The sequence below is a fragment of the Variovorax dokdonensis genome, from assembly GCF_030316895.1.
GTDB lineage: Bacteria > Pseudomonadota > Gammaproteobacteria > Burkholderiales > Burkholderiaceae_C > Variovorax > Variovorax dokdonensis.
The window spans coordinates 610,121-628,233 of the sequence record NZ_JASZYV010000003.1 but is presented as its reverse complement, the minus strand read 5'-3'; the positions used below and the strand labels follow the sequence as shown (position 1 = coordinate 628,233).

Annotated in this window: 16 protein-coding genes; 11 read left to right on the top strand and 5 right to left on the bottom strand. The window is 66.4% G+C overall.

Annotated features, from left to right (window positions below; all coding sequences use genetic code 11):
* Positions 1 to 14 precede the first annotated feature (14 nt).
* The 5 genes from QTH91_RS16670 to QTH91_RS16650 all read left to right on the top strand — a co-directional run bounded on the left by QTH91_RS16670 (position 15) and on the right by QTH91_RS16650 (position 4,546).
* A complete protein-coding gene (locus tag QTH91_RS16670; protein WP_286661214.1) occupies positions 15 to 908 on the top strand; it encodes a carbohydrate ABC transporter permease in 894 nt (297 codons plus the stop codon).
* A complete protein-coding gene (locus tag QTH91_RS16665) occupies positions 905 to 1,720 on the top strand; it encodes a carbohydrate ABC transporter permease (protein ID WP_286661213.1) in 816 nt (271 codons plus the stop codon). Before QTH91_RS16670 ends, QTH91_RS16665 begins: the two co-directional genes overlap by 4 nt.
* Entirely contained in the window at positions 1,720 to 2,028 is a 309-nt protein-coding gene (locus tag QTH91_RS16660; RefSeq protein ID WP_286661212.1) for a DUF2160 domain-containing protein, read from the top strand. The genes QTH91_RS16665 and QTH91_RS16660 overlap by 1 nt, the downstream gene beginning before the upstream one ends.
* Before the next feature lie 98 nt (positions 2,029 to 2,126).
* Positions 2,127 to 3,857 (top strand): ABC transporter substrate-binding protein, encoded by a 1,731-nt coding sequence (locus tag QTH91_RS16655; RefSeq protein ID WP_286661211.1) that lies wholly within the window; start codon positions 2,127 to 2,129, stop codon positions 3,855 to 3,857.
* Between the two features lie 86 nt (positions 3,858 to 3,943).
* The gene (locus QTH91_RS16650; protein ID WP_286661210.1) at positions 3,944 to 4,546 is read left to right on the top strand and encodes a histidine phosphatase family protein; all 603 of its coding nucleotides are present in this window, start codon (positions 3,944 to 3,946) and stop codon (positions 4,544 to 4,546) included.
* Between the two features lie 16 nt (positions 4,547 to 4,562).
* Here QTH91_RS16650 and mltB read toward each other — a convergent pair whose 3' ends face one another.
* From mltB to QTH91_RS16630, 4 genes are read right to left on the bottom strand one after another with little or no spacing between them, the layout of a single operon-like run.
* The gene (gene mltB, locus QTH91_RS16645; protein WP_286661209.1) at positions 4,563 to 5,651 is read right to left on the bottom strand and encodes a lytic murein transglycosylase B; all 1,089 of its coding nucleotides are present in this window, start codon (positions 5,649 to 5,651) and stop codon (positions 4,563 to 4,565) included.
* A 58-nt stretch (positions 5,652 to 5,709) separates the two neighbouring features.
* Positions 5,710 to 7,716: a transglutaminase TgpA family protein gene (locus QTH91_RS16640; RefSeq protein WP_286661208.1), complete on the bottom strand. Its 2,007-nt coding sequence runs from the start codon at positions 7,714 to 7,716 to the stop codon at positions 5,710 to 5,712.
* Entirely contained in the window at positions 7,710 to 8,687 is a 978-nt protein-coding gene (locus QTH91_RS16635; protein WP_286661207.1) for a DUF58 domain-containing protein, read from the bottom strand. Before QTH91_RS16635 ends, QTH91_RS16640 begins: the two co-directional genes overlap by 7 nt.
* Before the next feature lie 31 nt (positions 8,688 to 8,718).
* Positions 8,719 to 9,639, bottom strand: coding sequence for an AAA family ATPase (locus tag QTH91_RS16630; RefSeq protein WP_286661206.1), 921 nt, complete (start codon positions 9,637 to 9,639; stop codon positions 8,719 to 8,721).
* Positions 9,640 to 9,722: 83 nt separating this feature from the next.
* Here QTH91_RS16630 and QTH91_RS16625 point away from each other — a divergent pair, with 83 nt between their 5' ends.
* The 5 genes from QTH91_RS16625 (at position 9,723) to QTH91_RS16605 (ending at position 15,572) form a co-directional block, all read left to right on the top strand.
* Positions 9,723 to 10,679, top strand: coding sequence for a histone deacetylase family protein (locus QTH91_RS16625; RefSeq protein ID WP_286661205.1), 957 nt, complete (start codon positions 9,723 to 9,725; stop codon positions 10,677 to 10,679).
* Positions 10,680 to 10,928: 249 nt separating this feature from the next.
* A complete protein-coding gene (locus tag QTH91_RS16620) occupies positions 10,929 to 11,678 on the top strand; it encodes an electron transfer flavoprotein subunit beta/FixA family protein (RefSeq protein WP_286661204.1) in 750 nt (249 codons plus the stop codon).
* A gap of 25 nt (positions 11,679 to 11,703) precedes the next feature.
* Positions 11,704 to 12,639 carry an electron transfer flavoprotein subunit alpha/FixB family protein gene (locus QTH91_RS16615; protein ID WP_286661203.1) on the top strand — a complete coding sequence of 312 codons (936 nt, stop codon included), beginning with the start codon at positions 11,704 to 11,706 and terminating at the stop codon, positions 12,637 to 12,639.
* A gap of 131 nt (positions 12,640 to 12,770) precedes the next feature.
* A complete protein-coding gene (locus QTH91_RS16610) occupies positions 12,771 to 14,561 on the top strand; it encodes an acyl-CoA dehydrogenase (RefSeq protein ID WP_286661202.1) in 1,791 nt (596 codons plus the stop codon).
* Between the two features lie 54 nt (positions 14,562 to 14,615).
* Positions 14,616 to 15,572, top strand: coding sequence for an NAD(P)H-dependent flavin oxidoreductase (locus tag QTH91_RS16605; RefSeq protein WP_286661201.1), 957 nt, complete (start codon positions 14,616 to 14,618; stop codon positions 15,570 to 15,572).
* 104 nt (positions 15,573 to 15,676) lie between these two features.
* On the opposite strand, the gene QTH91_RS16600 is transcribed toward QTH91_RS16605, so the two are convergent.
* Positions 15,677 to 16,279 (bottom strand): HupE/UreJ family protein, encoded by a 603-nt coding sequence (locus tag QTH91_RS16600; RefSeq protein ID WP_286661200.1) that lies wholly within the window; start codon positions 16,277 to 16,279, stop codon positions 15,677 to 15,679.
* A gap of 116 nt (positions 16,280 to 16,395) precedes the next feature.
* On the opposite strand from QTH91_RS16600, the gene cydD reads away from it, so the two are divergent.
* Positions 16,396 to 18,105: a thiol reductant ABC exporter subunit CydD gene (gene cydD, locus QTH91_RS16595; RefSeq protein WP_286661199.1), complete on the top strand. Its 1,710-nt coding sequence runs from the start codon at positions 16,396 to 16,398 to the stop codon at positions 18,103 to 18,105.
* Positions 18,106 to 18,113: the final 8 nt, after the last annotated feature.

Below are 18,113 nucleotides of genomic sequence, written 5' to 3'. Positions count from 1 at the left end.
GGAGGGAGCAAGACATGAACACGACCTACAAGCCAGTCAACCAGAAAGCGTGGCTGCTGGTGCTGCCGGTGCTCATCTGCGTGGCCTTCTCGGCGGTGCTGCCGCTGATGACGGTGGTGAACTATTCGGTGCAGGACATCATCTCGCCCGAGCGCCGCGTGTTCGTCGGCACCGAATGGTTCGCTTCGGTGATGCGCGACGACGAGCTGCATGCCGCTCTTCTGCGGCAACTGGGCTTCTCCCTGGCGGTGCTGGCCGTCGAGATTCCGCTGGGCATCGGTCTGGCGCTGTCGATGCCGGCAACGGGGTGGAAGGCGTCGGCGGTGCTGGTCATCGTGGCGCTTTCGCTGCTCATTCCGTGGAACGTCGTGGGCACCATCTGGCAGATCTACGGCCGCGCCGACATCGGGCTGCTCGGCTATGCGCTGCAAAGCATGGGCATCGAATACAACTACACCGGCAATGCGCGCGATGCCTGGCTCACCGTGCTGGTGATGGACGTGTGGCATTGGACGCCGCTGGTCGCGCTGCTGTGCTTTGCCGGGCTGCGCTCGATCCCCGATGCGTACTACCAGGCCGCGCGCATCGACGGTGCGAGCCGCTTCGCCATGTTCCGCTACATCCAGCTGCCCAAGCTGCGCGGCGTGCTGATGATCGCCGTGTTGCTGCGCTTCATGGACAGCTTCATGATCTACACCGAGCCCTTCGTGCTCACCGGTGGCGGGCCTGGCAATGCCACCACCTTCCTGAGCCAGTACCTCACCCAGAAGGCCGTCGGCCAGTTCGACCTGGGGCCTGCGGCTGCCTTCTCGCTCATCTACTTTCTCATCATCCTGCTGCTGTGCTTCGTGCTCTACAACTGGATGCAGCGGGTCGGCACCCACGATGCGAAGGAGCCACGGGAATGAACGACGCACGCCGCTTTCGCAAGCGCAGCATCTTCCTGCTGCTCTACCTTGTCTTCGCGCTGCTGCCCATCTACTGGATGGTCAACATGAGCTTCAAGACCAACAGCGAGATCCTGTCGAGCTTCTCGTTCTTTCCGGCCGAGTTCACCTGGGAGAACTACGCGCGCATCTTCACCGATGAGTCGTGGTACTCGGGCTACATCAACAGCCTGATCTACGTGGCGATCAACACCGTGATCTCGCTGACCGTCGCCCTGCCGGCCGCCTATGCGTTCTCGCGCTACACCTTCCTGGGCGACAAGCATGTGTTCTTCTGGCTGCTGACGAACCGAATGACGCCGCCCGCGGTGTTCCTGCTGCCGTTCTTCCAGCTCTACGCGACCGTGGGCCTGATGGACACGCACCTGGGCGTGGCGCTGGCGCATCTGGTGTTCAACGTGCCGCTGGCGGTGTGGATTCTCGAAGGCTTCATGAGCGGCATCCCGCGCGAGATCGACGAGACGGCCTACATCGACGGCTACTCCTTCCCGCGCTTCTTCGTCACCATCTTCCTGCCGCTCATCAAGGCGGGGGTGGGCGTGGCGGCTTTCTTCTGCTTCATGTTCAGCTGGGTCGAACTGCTTCTGGCGCGCACGCTGACCAGCGTGGATGCCAAGCCCATCGTCGCCACCATGACGCGCACGGTGAGCGCATCGGGCATGGACTGGGCCACGCTCGCCGCTGCGGGCGTGCTCACCATCGTGCCGGGCGCCATCGTCATCTGGTTCGTGCGGCACTACATCGCCAAGGGCTTTGCCATGGGGAGGGTGTGATGTTCAACTGGATGGTCTGGACCACCCCGGTGGCCGTGTTCTTCTGCTGCATCGCCTTGCTGCTGGTCGGCATGACGATCTGGGAGCTTCGCTCGCCGACGACCTTGCGTCGTGGTTGGCTGCCCATCGCCACCACGCGTGGCGATCGCCTCTTCATCGGCCTGCTGCTGGCCGCCTACATCAATCTCGCCTTCGTCGGCATGGGCGGATGGCTGCAGGACATGCTTTCGCTCGATGCCGAGCCGTCGGTCTGGATCAGCTTCGTCATCTCGATGGCGGTGCTGGTGCTGGTCATGCGCAAGGGCTGACTCCCCTGCAAGGTTCTTTCCAATCCGGCCCTTATGCCGCCCCTGGGCCGCGGTCGAATGCCACGAAATCGGGGCGGTGCGCAAAGAGGAGACAAGCGATGAGGATGCGTTACAACGCACTGGCCTTGGCCGCGGCCCTGTGCGCCGCCCAGGCGGCATCGGCCGGCGAGGCCGAGGCCAAGAAGTGGATCGACAGCGAGTTCCAGCCATCCACCCTGTCCAAGGAGCAGCAGGCGGCGGAAATGAAATGGTTCATCGACGCCGCGGCCAAGCTCAAGGCCAAGGGCGTCAACGAGATCTCGGTGGTCTCCGAAACCATCACCACCCATGAGTACGAATCGAAGACGCTCGCCAGGGCATTCGAGGAGATCACCGGCATCAAGGTCAAGCACGACCTGATCCAGGAAGGCGACGTGGTCGAGAAGCTGCAGACCTCGATGCAGTCGGGCCGCTCGATCTACGACGGGTGGATCTCCGATTCCGACCTGATCGGCACGCACTACCGCTACGGCAAGATCATGAGCCTGACCGACTACATGGCAGGCAAGGGCAAGGAGTACACCAATCCGGGGCTCGATCTCGCGGACTTCATTGGCACCAAGTTCACCACCGCGCCCGACGGCAAGCTCTACCAGTTGCCGGACCAGCAGTTCGCCAACCTCTACTGGTTCCGTGCCGACCTGTTCGCCCGCCAGGACCTGAAGGACAAGTTCAAGGCCAAGTACGGCTATGAGCTGGGCGTGCCGCTGAACTGGAGCGCCTACGAGGACATCGCCGAGTTCTTCACCAACGACGTGAAGACGCTCGATGGCAAGCCCATCTACGGCCACATGGACTACGGCAAGAAAGACCCGTCGCTGGGCTGGCGCTTCACCGATGCGTGGCTCTCGATGGCCGGCGAGGCCGACATCGGCAACCCCAACGGACTGCCGGTGGACGAGTGGGGCATCCGCGTGGCGGACGACAAGTGCACGCCGGTGGGCGCCTCGGTCTCGCGCGGGGGCGGCACCAACTCGCCAGCGGCCGTTTACGCGCTCACGAAGTACGTCGACTGGATGAAGAAGTACGCGCCCAAGGAAGCCACCGGGATGACTTTCGGCGAGGCCGGCCCGGTGCCGGCGCAGGGGCAGATCGCGCAGCAGATCTTCTGGTACACCGCCTTCACGGCCGACATGACCAAGCCTGGCCTGCCGGTGGTCAACAGCGACGGAACGCCCAAGTGGCGCATGGCGCCCGGCCCCAACGGGCCCTACTGGAAGCAGGGCATGCAGAACGGCTACCAGGACGTCGGCTCGTGGACCTTCTTCGCTGCGCATGACGAGAACAAGACAGCGGCCGCCTGGCTGTACGCCCAGTTCATCACCGCCAAGACCACCTCGCTGAAGAAGACCATCGTCGGCCTCACGCCGATCCGCGAATCGGACATCCAGAGCAAGGCGATGACCGACCTGGCGCCCAAGCTGGGCGGCCTGGTCGAGTTCTACCGCAGCCCGGCGCGCGTGGCCTGGTCGCCCACCGGCACCAACGTGCCCGACTATCCCAAGCTGGCGCAGCTGTGGTGGAAGAACGTGGCCGAGGCGGTCACCGGCGAGAAGACACCGCAGAAGGCCATGGACAACCTCGCCGAGGAGATGGACCAGGTGATGGCGCGGCTCGAACGCGCCGGCATGGCCAAGTGCCCGCCCAAGCTCAACCCGAAGAGCGACCCGGCCAAGTGGCTGAGCGACCAGCACGCGCCCTGGAAGAAGCTGGCCAACGAAAAGCCCAAGGGCGAGACCGTGGACTACAACAAGCTGCTGACGGCGTGGAAGGAAGGCCGCGTGCGCTGACGGCATGAAGCAGCTCGGGGCCGAGTGCCCGGACCCGAGCGCCCCTGTTGCCATGGAGGTCGGCGCGGCGTTGTTACGCTGCGCCGATGAACGACCCACACCATATCGCACTGCACCGCCTGGATCGCCGTCGCTTCGGCGGGTTGATGCTGGGCTTGCTGTCTGCGCAAGGCGCGGCGGCGCAGGCGCCGACCACCGACGCCGAGCTGGCTGCGCGTCTTCGGGCCGGCGGATGCGCCGTCATGCTGCGCCATTCACGAACCGACCCCGGCGTGGGCGACCCGCCGGAGTTCGTCATCGGCCAATGCCGGACGCAACGCAACCTGAGTGCCGCAGGTCGCGAGCAGTCCGCCGCGATCGGTCGGTGGTTCGAGACGAGGGCGCTGAAGCCTTCTGCCGTGCTTTCCAGCGCGTGGTGCCGCTGCATCGACACCGCCACGCTGGCGTTCGGCCAACAGGAGCCCTGGCCCGCGCTGGACTCCAGCTTCGGTCGGGGCGAGCAGGCGCAGCAGGCCAGGCCGCAATTGCTGGCGCGCCTGCGGTCAATCGCGCCCGGTCGTTTCGAAGTGTGGGTCACGCACCAGGTCAACATCACCGCCTTGACGGGTGAGTCGACCTCGATGGGCGAGGCCGTGGTGCTGGATGCGTCGGCGAAGGTGGTGGGGAGGTCGAGCTTCGGCGTGGCCTGAACGGCCGCGGCGGTGCCTAGAGCGACAGCGCCGCCTTCACTTCCTGCCCCAGATCCAGCACCGACATCGCGTAGAAGCTGCTCCAGTTGTAGCGGGTGATGACGTAGAAATTCTGCGTGCCGGCCACGAAGGTGGTGGGCGCGCTTCCGTTCTGCAATTCGATCAGCGCCAGCAGACCGCCGTAGCGCTTGGCGACCGGCGGCAGTTCGACGCCGGCGGCGCTGATGCTGTCGGCGCTGAAGCTGGGGACGATGTCCGGCGCGAGGAGCGTCGGCATCAGCGGGTTGGTCTCGTCCACGCTGGCGGGAAAGAACGACGGCTGCCCGGCCTGCCAGCCATAGCCCTTGAAGTAGTTGGCCACCGAGCCGATGGCGTCCACCGGGCTGCCGGCGAGGTCGATGTGCCCGTTGCCGTCGTAGTCCACCGCGTACTTGTCGATGCTGCTCGGCATGAACTGCGGCATGCCCATGGCGCCCGCGTAGCTGCCCAGGGGATCGAGCGGGCTGTCGCCCTGGCGGCTGGCGGCCGTCAGGAAGCTTTCGAGCTCGCCGCGAAAATAGGCGATGCGCTGGTCGGCGCGTGGGTGCTCCAGGGGAAAGTCGAAGGACAGGGTGGCCAGGGCATCGATCACGCGGAAGTTGCCCATGATGCGGCCGTAGATAGTCTCCACGCCGATGATGCCCACCACGATCTCGGGCGGCACGCCGAAGTCGCGCTCGGCGCGCGAGAGCGTCGCAGCGTGGGTGCGCCAGAACTCGGCGCCGGCATTGATGCGGATGGGCTCGACGAAGCGCTGCCGATAGGCTTGCCAGTTGCGGCGACGCCCCCCACCGCCGCCCCCGCGCGGCAGCATGAGCCGGGGCACGTTGGTCAGGAAACGCGCCTGGCCGATCATGTCGCGCACCCACATGCGGTCGAGGCGATTGCGGATGGCGATCTGGTCGGCCAGATCCATGGCATCGGCGCGGCCGGCGTAGTAGATGGGCGCGGCTTCGGCGCGCGAGCGGTTGGGTGAACGTTTGCCCTGTGCCCAGGCGCTGACGGGGCTGGTCAGCTCGAGCGCGGCCAGGGCGAGGGGAAGGAAATTGAGATCGCGACGACGCATCGTTTCATTGTGCCGTTCCCGGCGCCATGGCCGCGCCCGGCGTGACAGCCCGTTGCACTCAAGCCAGCGAAGGCAACCCGCGCCATTGGGCCCGCAACATCGCCAGCGAGCCATGGGAGACCGGCGCGTAGCGCTGCGCTTCGAGCTGCAGCAGCCAGTCGGACAGCGCGATGGCCCTGGCGTCGCCATCGCCGAACCGCTGTCTGACGAGGGCAGCCATTTCGCGCGGCGTCGTCGCATCGGTCGTATCGAGGCCGGCGCGCTGCAGTTGCCGGCGGGCGCGCGCCAGGAGGCGCAGCCACGGGTCCTGGCGGTGGCGCTCCCACAGCGTCCATAGGGCTCCGGCCAGGCTGGCGAGAACGACGAGCGAAAGCAGCAGCACCATCAGGTCCTGCATGCTGGGGGCCGAAATGCCGAGCTTGCGCATCAGGTCCATCTGGCGGCCTTGGGTGTAGTTGAGCACCCACTGGTTCCAGCGATTGTTCACGGCCTCCCAGGCGCCGCGCAGGTTCAGCATCAGGCCGGGATCGATGGCATTGACCGCGCCGGCGAACACGCCTTCGGGCGCGCTCAGGCGCCTGAAGGCGCCGACACGGTCGGGCGAGATGGCGCCGGTCGGGTCGACGCGCACCCAGCCCTGGCCAGCCAGCCAGACCTCGGTCCAGGCGTGGGCGTCGCGGTGACGCAGGGTCCAGACGCCGTCCATGGGGTTGCGGTCGCCGCCCTGGTAGCCGGTGACGATGCGCGCCGGAATGCCGGCCGAGCGCATCAGGACCGCGAACGCGGAGGCGATGTGTTCGCAAAAGCCCGCCTTGCGGTCGAACCAGAACTCGTCGGCCGTGTGCTGGCCGTAGACGCCAGGCTCGAGCGTGTAGCTGTAGCCGCCGGTGCGCAGGCGCGCGAGCGCGGCGCGGACGAAGGCCGCGTTGTCCTGGGCCAGGCCCGGCTCGGCGCGCATCTGCTGTGCCATCTCGCGCGTTCGCGGGTCGGCCTGTGGCGGCAGTTGCGTGTAGATGCCGAGGTTGGGGTCGAAGCCGATGGGGCCGCTGCGAAACTGGGGATAGCTGCGCACGCTGTAGCGCAGCAGTTCGCGCACTGGCTGCAGCGACACCCATTGCAGTTCGCTGGTCTGGCGGACCTGCAGGTCGGGCGGACCTTCCGGCCTGGCGGGCGTGACGTCCAGGGTGAGCAGCCAAGGCCGGTGGCTGGGTTCCAGCGTCACTTCGTAATCGATCGGTGCCCCCTGGACTTGAATGTTTGCCGGCACGCGGCTGGCCAGGTAATCGGGCAGGGCGCGCCACTCGCGTCCGTCGAACCGGCTGAGCACGGGGCCGCGAAAGTACAGGTCTCGCTGCGGTGGAACGCGGTCGTCGGCGAATTTCACCCGCGCGGCGATCCCGTCGTCCAGCGCCAGTTCGGTGACTGAGCCGACGCGCATCTCGCCGCCCAGGCCGGATCGCCCGGCCATCGCATCGCTGGGCATGCCCCAGAGCGGCGCGACGCGCGGAAACAGGACGAACAGCGCGAACATGATCGGGGCCCCCAGCAATGCCATCCGTCCGGCCATCCGAGCCGCCAGCATCAGCGGCGGACGCCCCACCGGCATGTGGGCATTGACGAGTGCCGTCAGCAGGCCGAGCAACGCGACCAGCATGGCCAGTGCCGTCGGCAGCGACTGCGAGTAGAAGAAGTTCGTGAGCATCGCGAAGAAGCCCAGGAAGAAGATGACGAAGGCATCGCGCCGCGCACGCATCTCCAGCGTCTTCATGGCCAGCAGCAGCACCACCAGCGTCACACCCGCGTCCCGCCCGAGCAGGGTCCGGAAGGTCAGCGCGGTGGCGCCCAGCGCAGCCAGCAGCAGGGTGATGCGCACGATGCGCCCAGGCAGCGGCTGGCCACGCAGGGCCAGGCGCGCCCGCCACAACAAAATCAGCCCCGTGAGCACGCTGCACCAGATCGGCAGATTGGGCACCTGCGGCATGACGATGACGCCAATGACCGCCAGCAGGAAGAGCGTGTCCCGCGCTTCCCGGGGCAGGCTCGATGGGCGTGGCAGCTTCAGCATGTGGCGAGCATCTCGAGGCATTGGCGCTTGTGCGCCTCGCCCTGGCTGGGCGAGACCTGCCGGCCCGCCACGCGCAGTCCGTAGTCGGTGCCCAGGCGGTCAGCCATCAGGACCCATGCCGTCAGCCGAGACAGCCGCGCCTCGTGCGAAGGCAGGCCGGCATGCTGCGCGTCCAGCCAAAGCTCGCTTTGTCGGACTTGCTGCGCGTCGCGGCTGTAGAGATCGTCGGAGCCGGCCGCCATGGCGCGCGCGACCTGCTTCCATGCCAACATCTTGAGCGGGTCGCCACGCCGATAGGCGCGCACGCCATCGAACTCGCCGGCTTGCGAATTGATGCGGGCATTTGCGCCGACCTGCGTGTCGGTGCGGGGTTCACCGGGCGGCAGCGGCGGCGGATGAGCCTCGGGCGCCGGGTACACCAGCACCTTGGCCGCAGGGCGCCAGACCGTCCACACGCGAAACGTTCCGAGCGGAAAACGCGTTTCCACCACCAGCGGCGGCACTGGGTGCAGGCCGCGACGCTCGGGTCGAAAGGCCACCTCGATCGTCGCGCTGCCCAACGCGGGCACGTCGCACCATGCCCATTGGCGCGCGTCGCCTTGGCGGACGGCCACGCCGATGCCCCAGCGTGGCGAGCGCCGGTCGTTGTCCAGCACGACCCGCAAGATGGCCGCCGCGCCGGCGAACTGCGGCTCCGGCGGCAGCAGGTGCAGCGCCAGCCCGCGCAACGTGCCATGGCAGATGTGCATGCCTGCCGCCACGCTGCCGGCCAGCAGGAAGGTCAGCAGATAGCCGAGGTTGAGCTGATAGTTGATCGATGCGACGAGCAGCACCAGCACGGTGGCGGCCAGCATCCAGCCCGCCCGTGTGGGGACGATGTAGACGTTGTTCTGCATCAACTGCAGGCGGTCCGAAGGGGGCCGGCGCGACAGGAACCATCCGTCGATCCGTTGTCGCAGCGTGATGCTCATCGCCTTGCTTTCGCGAAGGTGCGGGGCGGGATCAAGGCAACGGGGTCGCCGCCATCATGGCGCGGACCTGTTCGACCGCCCCTCGACCCGCGTCGCCGACGGGCGTGAGCCGGTGCGCGATGGTCTGCGGCAGCACCGCCTGCACATCATCGGGGGCGACGTAGTCGCGGTTGGCCAGCAGCGCCTGCGCCTTGGCCGCCCGCAGCAATGCGATGCCCGCGCGCGGCGACAGGCCCTGCAGGAACCAGCGGCCGGAGCGCGTCGCGGTCAAGAGGTCCTGCACATAGTTCAGGAGCGGCTCGGCCGCATGCACCTGCTGCACGCGCTGCTGCAGCGCCAGCAGTTCGCCGGCGGTCAGGAGGGCGGGCAGCTTGGTGAGCATTTCGCGCCGGTCGGCGCCGGCGAGCAGTTCGCGTTCGGCCGCGCGATCGGGGTAGCCGAGCGAAATGCGCATCAGGAAGCGGTCGAGCTGCGACTCCGGCAGCGCAAAGGTGCCGAGTTGGTCGTGCGGGTTCTGCGTGGCAATCACGAAGAAGGGCGAGGGCAGGGGGCGGGTCTCGCCCTCGATGCTCACCTGGCGCTCTTCCATCGCCTCCAGAAGCGCGCTTTGCGTCTTGGGGCTGGCCCGGTTGATCTCATCGGCCAGCAGCACCTGGGTGAAGACCGGGCCGGGATGGAAGACGAAAGTCTGCTGCGTCCGGTCGTACAGCGCGACGCCGGAGAGATCGCCGGGCATCAGGTCGGCCGTGAACTGCACCCGCGAGAACTGCAGTCCGAAGGTGTGGGCCAGGGCATGGGCCAACGTGGTCTTGCCCACGCCCGGCACGTCTTCGATCAGCAGATGGCCGCCAGCCAGGAGGCAGGCCACGCAATCGCGCACCTGCGACGGCTTGCCCACGATCACCGTGTTAAGCTGATTCAAGAGGCTCGCGAGCTTGGCTGCGACGTCCATTTTTGTATCCATCTGCAAACGATAACTGAAGGCTCAATAACCCCACGTGCCTTCGTTCCGCGCCCTTTCGAAAAAGAGACACCATGGGTAAGACGGGCTTGTTCATTCATCGCGACTTCTGGAAGCACGAGATGGGTCGCGGGCATCCGGAGTGCCCTCAAAGGCTGGACGCGATCGAAGACCGCCTTCTGACCAGCGGTGTCGGCGACGCGCTCGAGCGTCGCGACGACATCCCCCTGGCCACCATGGACCAGTTGCTGCTCGCGCACTCGCCCGAGCATGTGGAGCACCTGCAGGAACTGAGTCAGCGGCTGGTCGCAGACGCGCCCGCCGGCGGCCCGTCCCATGCCCAGATCGACCCCGACACCTCGATGAACGGCTTCACCATGCTGGCGGCGCGTCGCGCAGCGGGCGCGGCCGTCGCCGCGACCGACGCGGTGATGTCTGGCGAGATGGAAAACGCCTTCTGCGCGGCGCGTCCGCCGGGGCACCATGCCTGCCGCGACAAGGCGATGGGCTTTTGCTTCTTCAACAACGTCGCGATCGCCGCACGGCATGCGCTGGACCAGCATGGGCTGTCGCGCGTGGCCGTCGTCGATTTCGATGTTCATCACGGCAATGGCACGGAAGACATTCTTGCCAACGACCCGCGCGTGTTGATGGTCAGCATCTTCCAGCACCCGTTCTATCCGTTCAGCGGCACCGACCATCCGGCGCCCAACATGCTGAACGTTCCGCTGCCGGCCTACACGCGAGGCATGGAGATCCGCGAGATCGTCGAGATGCTGTGGATGCCGCGCCTGGAGGACTTCAAGCCCCAGATGATCTTCGTCAGCGCAGGCTTCGACGGCCACCGCGAAGACGACCTGGGCCAACTGGGCATGACAGGCAACGACTACTACTGGATCACCAGCCGCATCCGAGACGTGGCCCGGCGTCACAGCGAAGGCCGCATCGTCTCGGTGCTCGAAGGCGGCTACAACCTCGACGCCCTGGCCGAAAGCGTGGAGCAGCATCTGCGCGCGCTGGCCGACGTCTGATTGATCCAGGCAATTGCGGATCGCCGTGCGATTGGACGTATCGTTTTCTTACGCCGCGCCTTGGTGGTTTCGGCGCCCCGCTCGCACGCTCGCCTATAATCGTTAACAAAAAAGCACGACCGTTCGTTTTTCGTTCCCAAGGCCTGGCTCACGGGCTGATCGAAATGAACAGGTGCTCCGCAGGCACCGACCTAAAATCGTCGGTTCGCTTTCTTCTCTCAGGTTTCCCTATTCAACGGAGTCATCGCAATGAAGGTTCTTGTTCCCGTCAAGCGGGTCGTCGATTACAACGTCAAGGTCCGCGTCAAGAGTGACGGCACGGGCGTCGACATCGCCAACGTCAAGATGAGCATGAACCCCTTTGACGAAATTGCCGTCGAAGAAGCTGTGCGACTGAAGGAAAAGGGCGTCGTCACCGAAGTGATCGCCGTGTCCTGCGGCGAAGCCAAGTGCCAGGAGACCCTGCGCACCGCAATGGCCATCGGCGCCGACCGCGGCATCCTGGTCGAGACGACCGAAGAGCTGCAGCCCCTGGCCGTCGCAAAGCTGCTGAAGGCGCTGGTCGACAAGGAACAGCCCCAACTCGTCATCCTGGGCAAGCAGGCCATCGACGACGACGCCAACCAGACCGGCCAGATGCTCGCCGCCCTGGCCGACCTGCCGCAAGCCACGTTCGCTTCCAAGGTCGAAGTGGCCGGCGACAAGGTCAGCGTCACCCGTGAAGTGGACGGCGGCCTCGAGACGCTCAGCCTCTCGCTGCCCGCAGTCATCACCACCGACCTGCGCCTGAACGAGCCGCGCTACGTCACGCTGCCCAACATCATGAAGGCCAAGAAGAAGCAGCTGGACACGCTCAAGCCCGAAGAGCTGGGCGTCGACGTTGCGCCTCGCCTGAAGACGCTGAAGGTGTCCGAGCCGCCCAAGCGCGGTGCCGGCATCAAAGTGCCCGACGTCGCCACGCTGGTGGACAAGCTCAAGAACGAAGCCAAGGTGATCTGAGGATCAGGGAAAGAGGTAAAGACAAATGACCGTACTCGTTATTGCTGAACACGACCACGCCGCCGTCAAGGCGTCGACCCTGAACACCGTGACCGCCGCCGTGGCCTGCCAGTCGGGCGACGTGCACGTGCTGGTGGCTGGCGCCAATGCTGCCGAAGCCGCTGCCGCTGCTGCCAAGATCGCCGGCGTTTCCAAGGTGATCGCCGCCGACAGCGCCTCGCTGGCCGAGAACCTGGCCGAAAACGTGGCCGCGCAAGTGCTGGCCATCGCCGGCAACTACAGCCACATCCTGTTCCCTGCCACTGCAAACGGCAAGAACGTCGCGCCTCGCGTGGCCGCCAAGCTGGACGTCGCGCAGATCAGCGACATCACCAAGGTGGTGAGCGCCGACACCTTCGAGCGTCCGATCTACGCCGGCAACGCCATCGCCACCGTGCAGAGCAGCGACGGCACCAAGGTGATCACCGTGCGCACGACCGGCTTCGACGCCGCGCCGGCCGAAGGAGGCAGCGCCTCGGTCGAGAACGCCGAAGGCGTGGCCGACAGCGGCAAGAGCGCCTTCGTGGGTCGCGAAGTGACCAAGAGCGAGCGCCCCGAACTGACGGCCGCCAAGATCATCGTCTCCGGCGGTCGCGCCCTGGGCAGCGCCGAGAAGTTCCAGGAAGTGATGGCGCCGCTGGCCGACAAGCTCGGCGCGGGCCTGGGCGCCAGCCGCGCTGCCGTCGATGCGGGCTATGCACCCAACGACTGGCAAGTGGGCCAGACCGGCAAGATCGTGGCGCCGCAGCTGTACATCGCAGCGGGCATCTCGGGCGCGATCCAGCACTTGGCCGGCATGAAGGACTCCAAGGTGATCGTGGCGATCAACAAGGACGAAGAGGCGCCGATCTTCTCGGTGGCCGACTACGGCCTGGTGGCCGATCTGTTCACGGCCGTGCCGGAACTGGTCAAGGCACTCTGATCCACGCGCCTTCCTCGAAAAAAGGGCATCGCCTGTCGTCGATGCCCTTTTTTTCGCGTGGATCACGCAAGACAAGACACAAGACAGACATTCGATAGCGCACCGACCGTGCATTCAGGAGAGAGCACATCATGAGTTACATCGCCCCCCTCAAGGACATGCTGTTCGACATCGAGCACCTGGCCAACATCCATGAAGTGGCCAAGCTGCCGCTGTTCGAAGACGCCGGCCTCGAAACGGCTCAGGCGGTGCTGGAGGAGTGCGCCAAGCTCAACCAGGATGTGATCGCTCCGCTGAATGTCGAAGGCGACCGCAATCCCTCTTCGCTCAAGGACACCGTCGTCACCACCACGCCCGGCTTCAAGGCCGCCTACGTGCAATATGCCGAAGGGGGCTGGCAGGGCCTGCAGCAGCCCACCGAGTTCGGCGGACAGGGCCTGCCGAAGACCATCGGCGCGTCCTGCACCGAGATGATCAACTCGGCCAACATGAGCTTCGCGCTGTGCCCGCTGCTGTCGGACGGCGCCATCGAGGCACTGCTGACCGCCGGCTCCGACGAGCTGAAAGCCACGTACCTGGAGAAGTTGGTGACCGGCCAATGGACCGGCACCATGAACCTGACCGAGCCGCAAGCCGGCAGCGACCTCGCGCTGGTTCGCAGCCGCGCCGAGCGCCAGCCCGACGGCACCTACAAGGTCTTCGGTACGAAGATCTTCATCACTTACGGCGAGCACGACATGGCCGAGAACATCGTGCATCTGGTGCTCGCTCGCGTGCCGGGCGCGCCGGAAGGCGTGAAGGGCATCAGCCTGTTCGTGGTGCCGAAGTTCCTGGTCAATGCCGATGGCAGCCTCGGCGAGCGCAACGACGTGTTCTGCGTGAGCATCGAGCACAAGCTGGGCATCAAGGCATCGCCCACCGCGGTGCTGCAATACGGCGACCACGGCGGCGCAAAGGGCTATCTGGTCGGCGAAGAGAACCGTGGCCTCGAGTACATGTTCATCATGATGAACTCGGCCCGCTTCGCAGTGGGGATGCAGGGCATCGCGATCGCCGAGCGCGCCTACCAGAAGGCCGTGGGCTATGCGCGCGAGCGCGTCCAGAGCCGACCGGTGGATGGTTCGGTGGCGGGCAGCGCACCCATCATCCATCACCCCGACATCCGCCGCATGCTCATGACCATGCGCGCGCAGACCGAAGGCTGCCGCGCCATGGCCACCGTGGCTGCCGCAGCCTACGACGCGGCGCACCACCATCCCGATGCTGAAGTGCGCAAGCAGAACCAGGCCTTCTACGAATTCATGGTGCCGCTGGTCAAGGGATACAGCACCGAAATGAGCCTCGATGTGGCTTCGCTGGGCGTGCAGGTGCACGGCGGCATGGGCTTCATCGAGGAAACGGGCGCGGCGCAATACCTGCGCGATGCCAAGATCCTGACCATCTACGAAGGCACCACCGCCATCCAGGCGAACGATCTGGTCGGCCGCAAGACGCTGCGCGATGGTGGGCAGGTCGCCAAGGCGATTGCCGCGCAGATCGAGAAGACCGAGGCCGAACTCGCCAAGCTGGGCAGCGCCGAGGCGCTCGCCGTGGCCGATCGGCTGAAGGCTGCGCGCGAATCCTTCGTGCGTGTGGTCGAGTTCGTCGTCGGATCGATGAAGGCATCGCCCAACGCGGTGTTCGCTGGCAGCGTGCCCTATCTGCTGATGGCCGGCCGCCTCGTGGCGGGCTGGCAACTGGCGCGTTCGCTGCTGGTGGCAACCGAGCTTGCGGCCAAGGGGCAGGATGTGCCGTTCATGCAGGCCAAGATCGTCACCGCACGCTTCTTCGCCGACCATGTGCTCAACGGCGTGCCTGCGACCGCGCACAGCATCGTCGAGGGCGCCGACAGCGCCACCGCCATGGCGCTCGACGCCTTCTGAAGCGCACGCCTCATCGAATCACAAAGCAAGTTCCAAGCACCCCGGAGACTCATCTTGTCCAAGTTGCCACCCGCCCTGCAGAACCTGCCGATGCCCGTCATCGGCTCGCCGCTGTTCATCATCAGCAACCCCAAGCTCGTCATCGCGCAATGCAAGGCGGGCGTGGTGGGTTCGATGCCCGCGCTCAATGCGCGTCCGGCATCGCAGCTCGACGAATGGCTGGCCGAGATCACCGAGGAACTGGCCGCCCACAACAAGGCCAACCCGGACAACCCGGCTGCGCCGTTTGCCATCAACCAGATCGTGCACAAGAGCAACGACCGGCTCGAGCACGACATGGAGATGGTGATGAAGTACAAGGTGCCGATCATCATCACGTCGCTGGGCGCGCGCGAGGACGTCAACCAGGCCGTGCACAGTTACGGCGGCGTGACGCTGCATGACGTGATCAACGACAAGTTCGCCAGCAAGGCGATCGAGAAAGGTGCCGACGGCATCATCGCCGTGGCAGCAGGTGCCGGCGGCCATGCGGGCGTGAAGAGCCCGTTCGCGCTGATCCACGAGATCCGCCAGTGGTTCGACGGCCCGGTGGCGCTGTCGGGGGCCATCGCCACCGGCGGTGCGGTGCTCGCGGCGCAAGCCATGGGCGCCGACTTCGCCTACATCGGCACGGCCTTCATCGCCACGCACGAGGCGCGCGCTGCTGAAGAGTACAAGCGGGCCATCGTGGAAGGAACGTCCGACGACATCGTCTATTCGAACCTGTTCACCGGCGTGCACGGCAACTACCTGGCGCCCTCGATCCGCGCCGCGGGCATGGACCCGGAAAACCTGCCGCAAGGCGATGTCAAGACGATGAACTTCGGCGGCGACGGTGCCAAGAAGGCCTGGAAGGACATCTGGGGTTCGGGCCAGGGCATTGGTGCCATCACTGAAGTGACGGGCGCTGCGGCCTTCGTCGAGAAGCTCAAGCGCGAGTACCAGGAAGCTCGGCAGCGCCTGGCGCTCTAAGGCCGCCTTTACCCGGGCCGACCCGCCGAGTCGCCGAGGTTCGGCCGGTCAGGCACCCGACATGCCTGTGCGTTTCTTAAGGAAGCGCACGGGCATTTTTGTTTTCAGGCCGCGAGGCCGGCGAAGCCTCCGAGGTAGGCCAGCCCCATCACGCCAACCGCCAGGCCACCGGCTCGCAGCGCCATGGCCTGCGTGCGCCCGCGCGCACCGAGCCAACCCAGCCCGACCCCGCAGACATGCAGTAGCGTGGTGCTGGTCACGAAGCCCACCGTGTACAGCCATGGGCTGGCCGCTTGCGGAATCTCGACGCCGTGCGCGTAGCCATGGCAGAAACCGAACACGCCCACGCACGCCATCACCAGCGCATGCGGCATGCGTTGGCGAAACACGATGGCTGAGCCAAGTGCGACCAGCGAGATGGCGATGCCCGCCTCGGCGAAGCCGGCGCCCGGGCGAGCCATGCCGGTCGCGCCGCCGACGATCATGGCCAGCACGAATGCAGCCGGCACCCGCCAGACGCTGCTGCCGCCGAGCTGCATGCTGACCACGCCTACGCAGACCATGGCCAGCAGGTGGTCGGGTCCGAGCAGGGGGTGGAGCAAACCGCCTTCGAGGCCCGCCGGATGAACGCCCGTGTGGGCTTGTGCCGCACGGGCCAGCAGGAGCAGGGACAGCGCGCAGGCGACGCGAACATTGATCTTCGTCATAGGCGAGTGGGATGATGGGGCTTGGATTTGCGGGTCGCCCGTTCGGGAGCATGATCGGGGCGCATCGGGACGGCATTGTGAGGGATGACGCCCACGACTGCTCTCGAATCAAAACAATGCATGACCTACCTGCGGTTCAGCGCATCCGCGAACTGAGCAAGCGTCCCCGGCCCGGCGTGGCGCTGCAGGTGGTGGCGTCGCTGCTGTGGATCGCGCAGGCTGCTGCCATGGCGTTGGCCGTGCAGCGTATCGCCGACGGACGCGGCGTGCGTGACATCGCATGGCTTGCTGTCGCCGTGTTGGCAGTCGGCCTGGTTCGCGCATGGTGCGAAGCCGAGGGTGCACATCGCATGTTTGCCGAGGCGCGAGCGGCACTTGGCGAACTGCGTGCGCAGGCCGCGCAGGCATTGGCATCGCGCTCGCCGCTCGACCGGACGCGTGCTGCATCGGGCCAGGCGGCCAGCTTGCTCGGTGAGCAGGCCGAGCTCATCATGCCCTTCCTGCTGCGCTATCAGCCCGCGCGCTGGCGAGTGATGCTGGTGCCGCCACTCATCCTGGTGGCGGTTGCGGCACACAGCTGGGTTGCGGCGCTTGTGCTGTTGCTGGCGGCGCCGCTCATTCCGTTGTTCATGGCGTTCGTGGGCTGGCGCGCCCAGGCGGCCAGCGAGGCGCAATTGCTGGAGCAGGGCGGCATGAACGCGTTCCTGCTCGATCGACTTCGCGGGCTTGCAACGCTGCGCGGCCTGGGGGCCGTGTCGGCCAGTGCTCTGCGCCTGCGAGCCAGCGCGCAGGCCCTGCGCCAGCGCACCATGTCCGTCCTGCGCATCGCCTTTCTCTCGTCGGCCGTGCTCGAGTTGTTCTCCGCCTTGGGCGTGGCGATGGTTGCCGTCTACGTCGGCTTTCATCTGCTGGGCCAACTCGAGTTCGGGGCCTGGGGCGAACGTCTTTCGCTAGGGCAGGGTCTGTTCGTGTTGATGCTCGCGCCGGCATTCTTCGAACCGCTGCGGGAGCTCTCGGCCGCATGGCACGACCGCGCGGCCGGAGAGGCGGCATTGAAGGCCATGCGTCCACTCACGGTGCCGGGCCTGGACTTGCCAGGTGCCATGTCTTCGGGCCAGGGGACGTGCGGCGAGGCGTCGATGTGTGATGGCCCTCCCGCCGTGAAGATGCGCGCGCTCCAGCTGCAGATGGGCAACGGGCCGCGCCTGCATGTCGGCGCCGACTTCGAGCTGGACGTGGCGCCCGGAGAGCGCATTGCGCTCTTCGGCCCGAGCGGCAGTGGCAAGAGCACGCTGCTGGCGCTGCTGTCGGGTCAGTTGCCACTGCTGGCCGGGCAGATCGAGGTCGGTGGTGTTGCGCTTCGCGAAGCCACGGTGCAGGTCATCCGCAAGCGCATCGGTTGGATGGGGCAGAGGCCGCATGTCTTTGCCGGTTCGGTGCAGGCCAATCTGAGCCCGGGCGATCAGCCGCCTGCGGACGCAGTCGTTTCGCATGCCTTGAGATTCGCTGCGCTCGACGAGGTTGCGCAGGCGCATCCGGCCGCGGCGGTGGGCGAGGGCGGTGCGGGATTGTCAGGGGGCGAGCTGGCTCGTCTGGCCTTGGCGCGGCTGGCGGTGCGAGCGCGTGCTGCAGACCTGCTGCTGGTCGACGAGCCCACTGCCCATCTGGATGGCGAGACCGCCGAACGTGTGCGCTTGGGTCTGCTGGAGTTGGCTGCCGGACGCACCCTGATCGTCGCCACGCACGATCCACTGCTGGCGGCCCGGATGGATCGCGTCATTCATCTTCAACCAGAAGCGCGCGAGCTCGCGCAGGCCTGCGCATGAGTCCGATC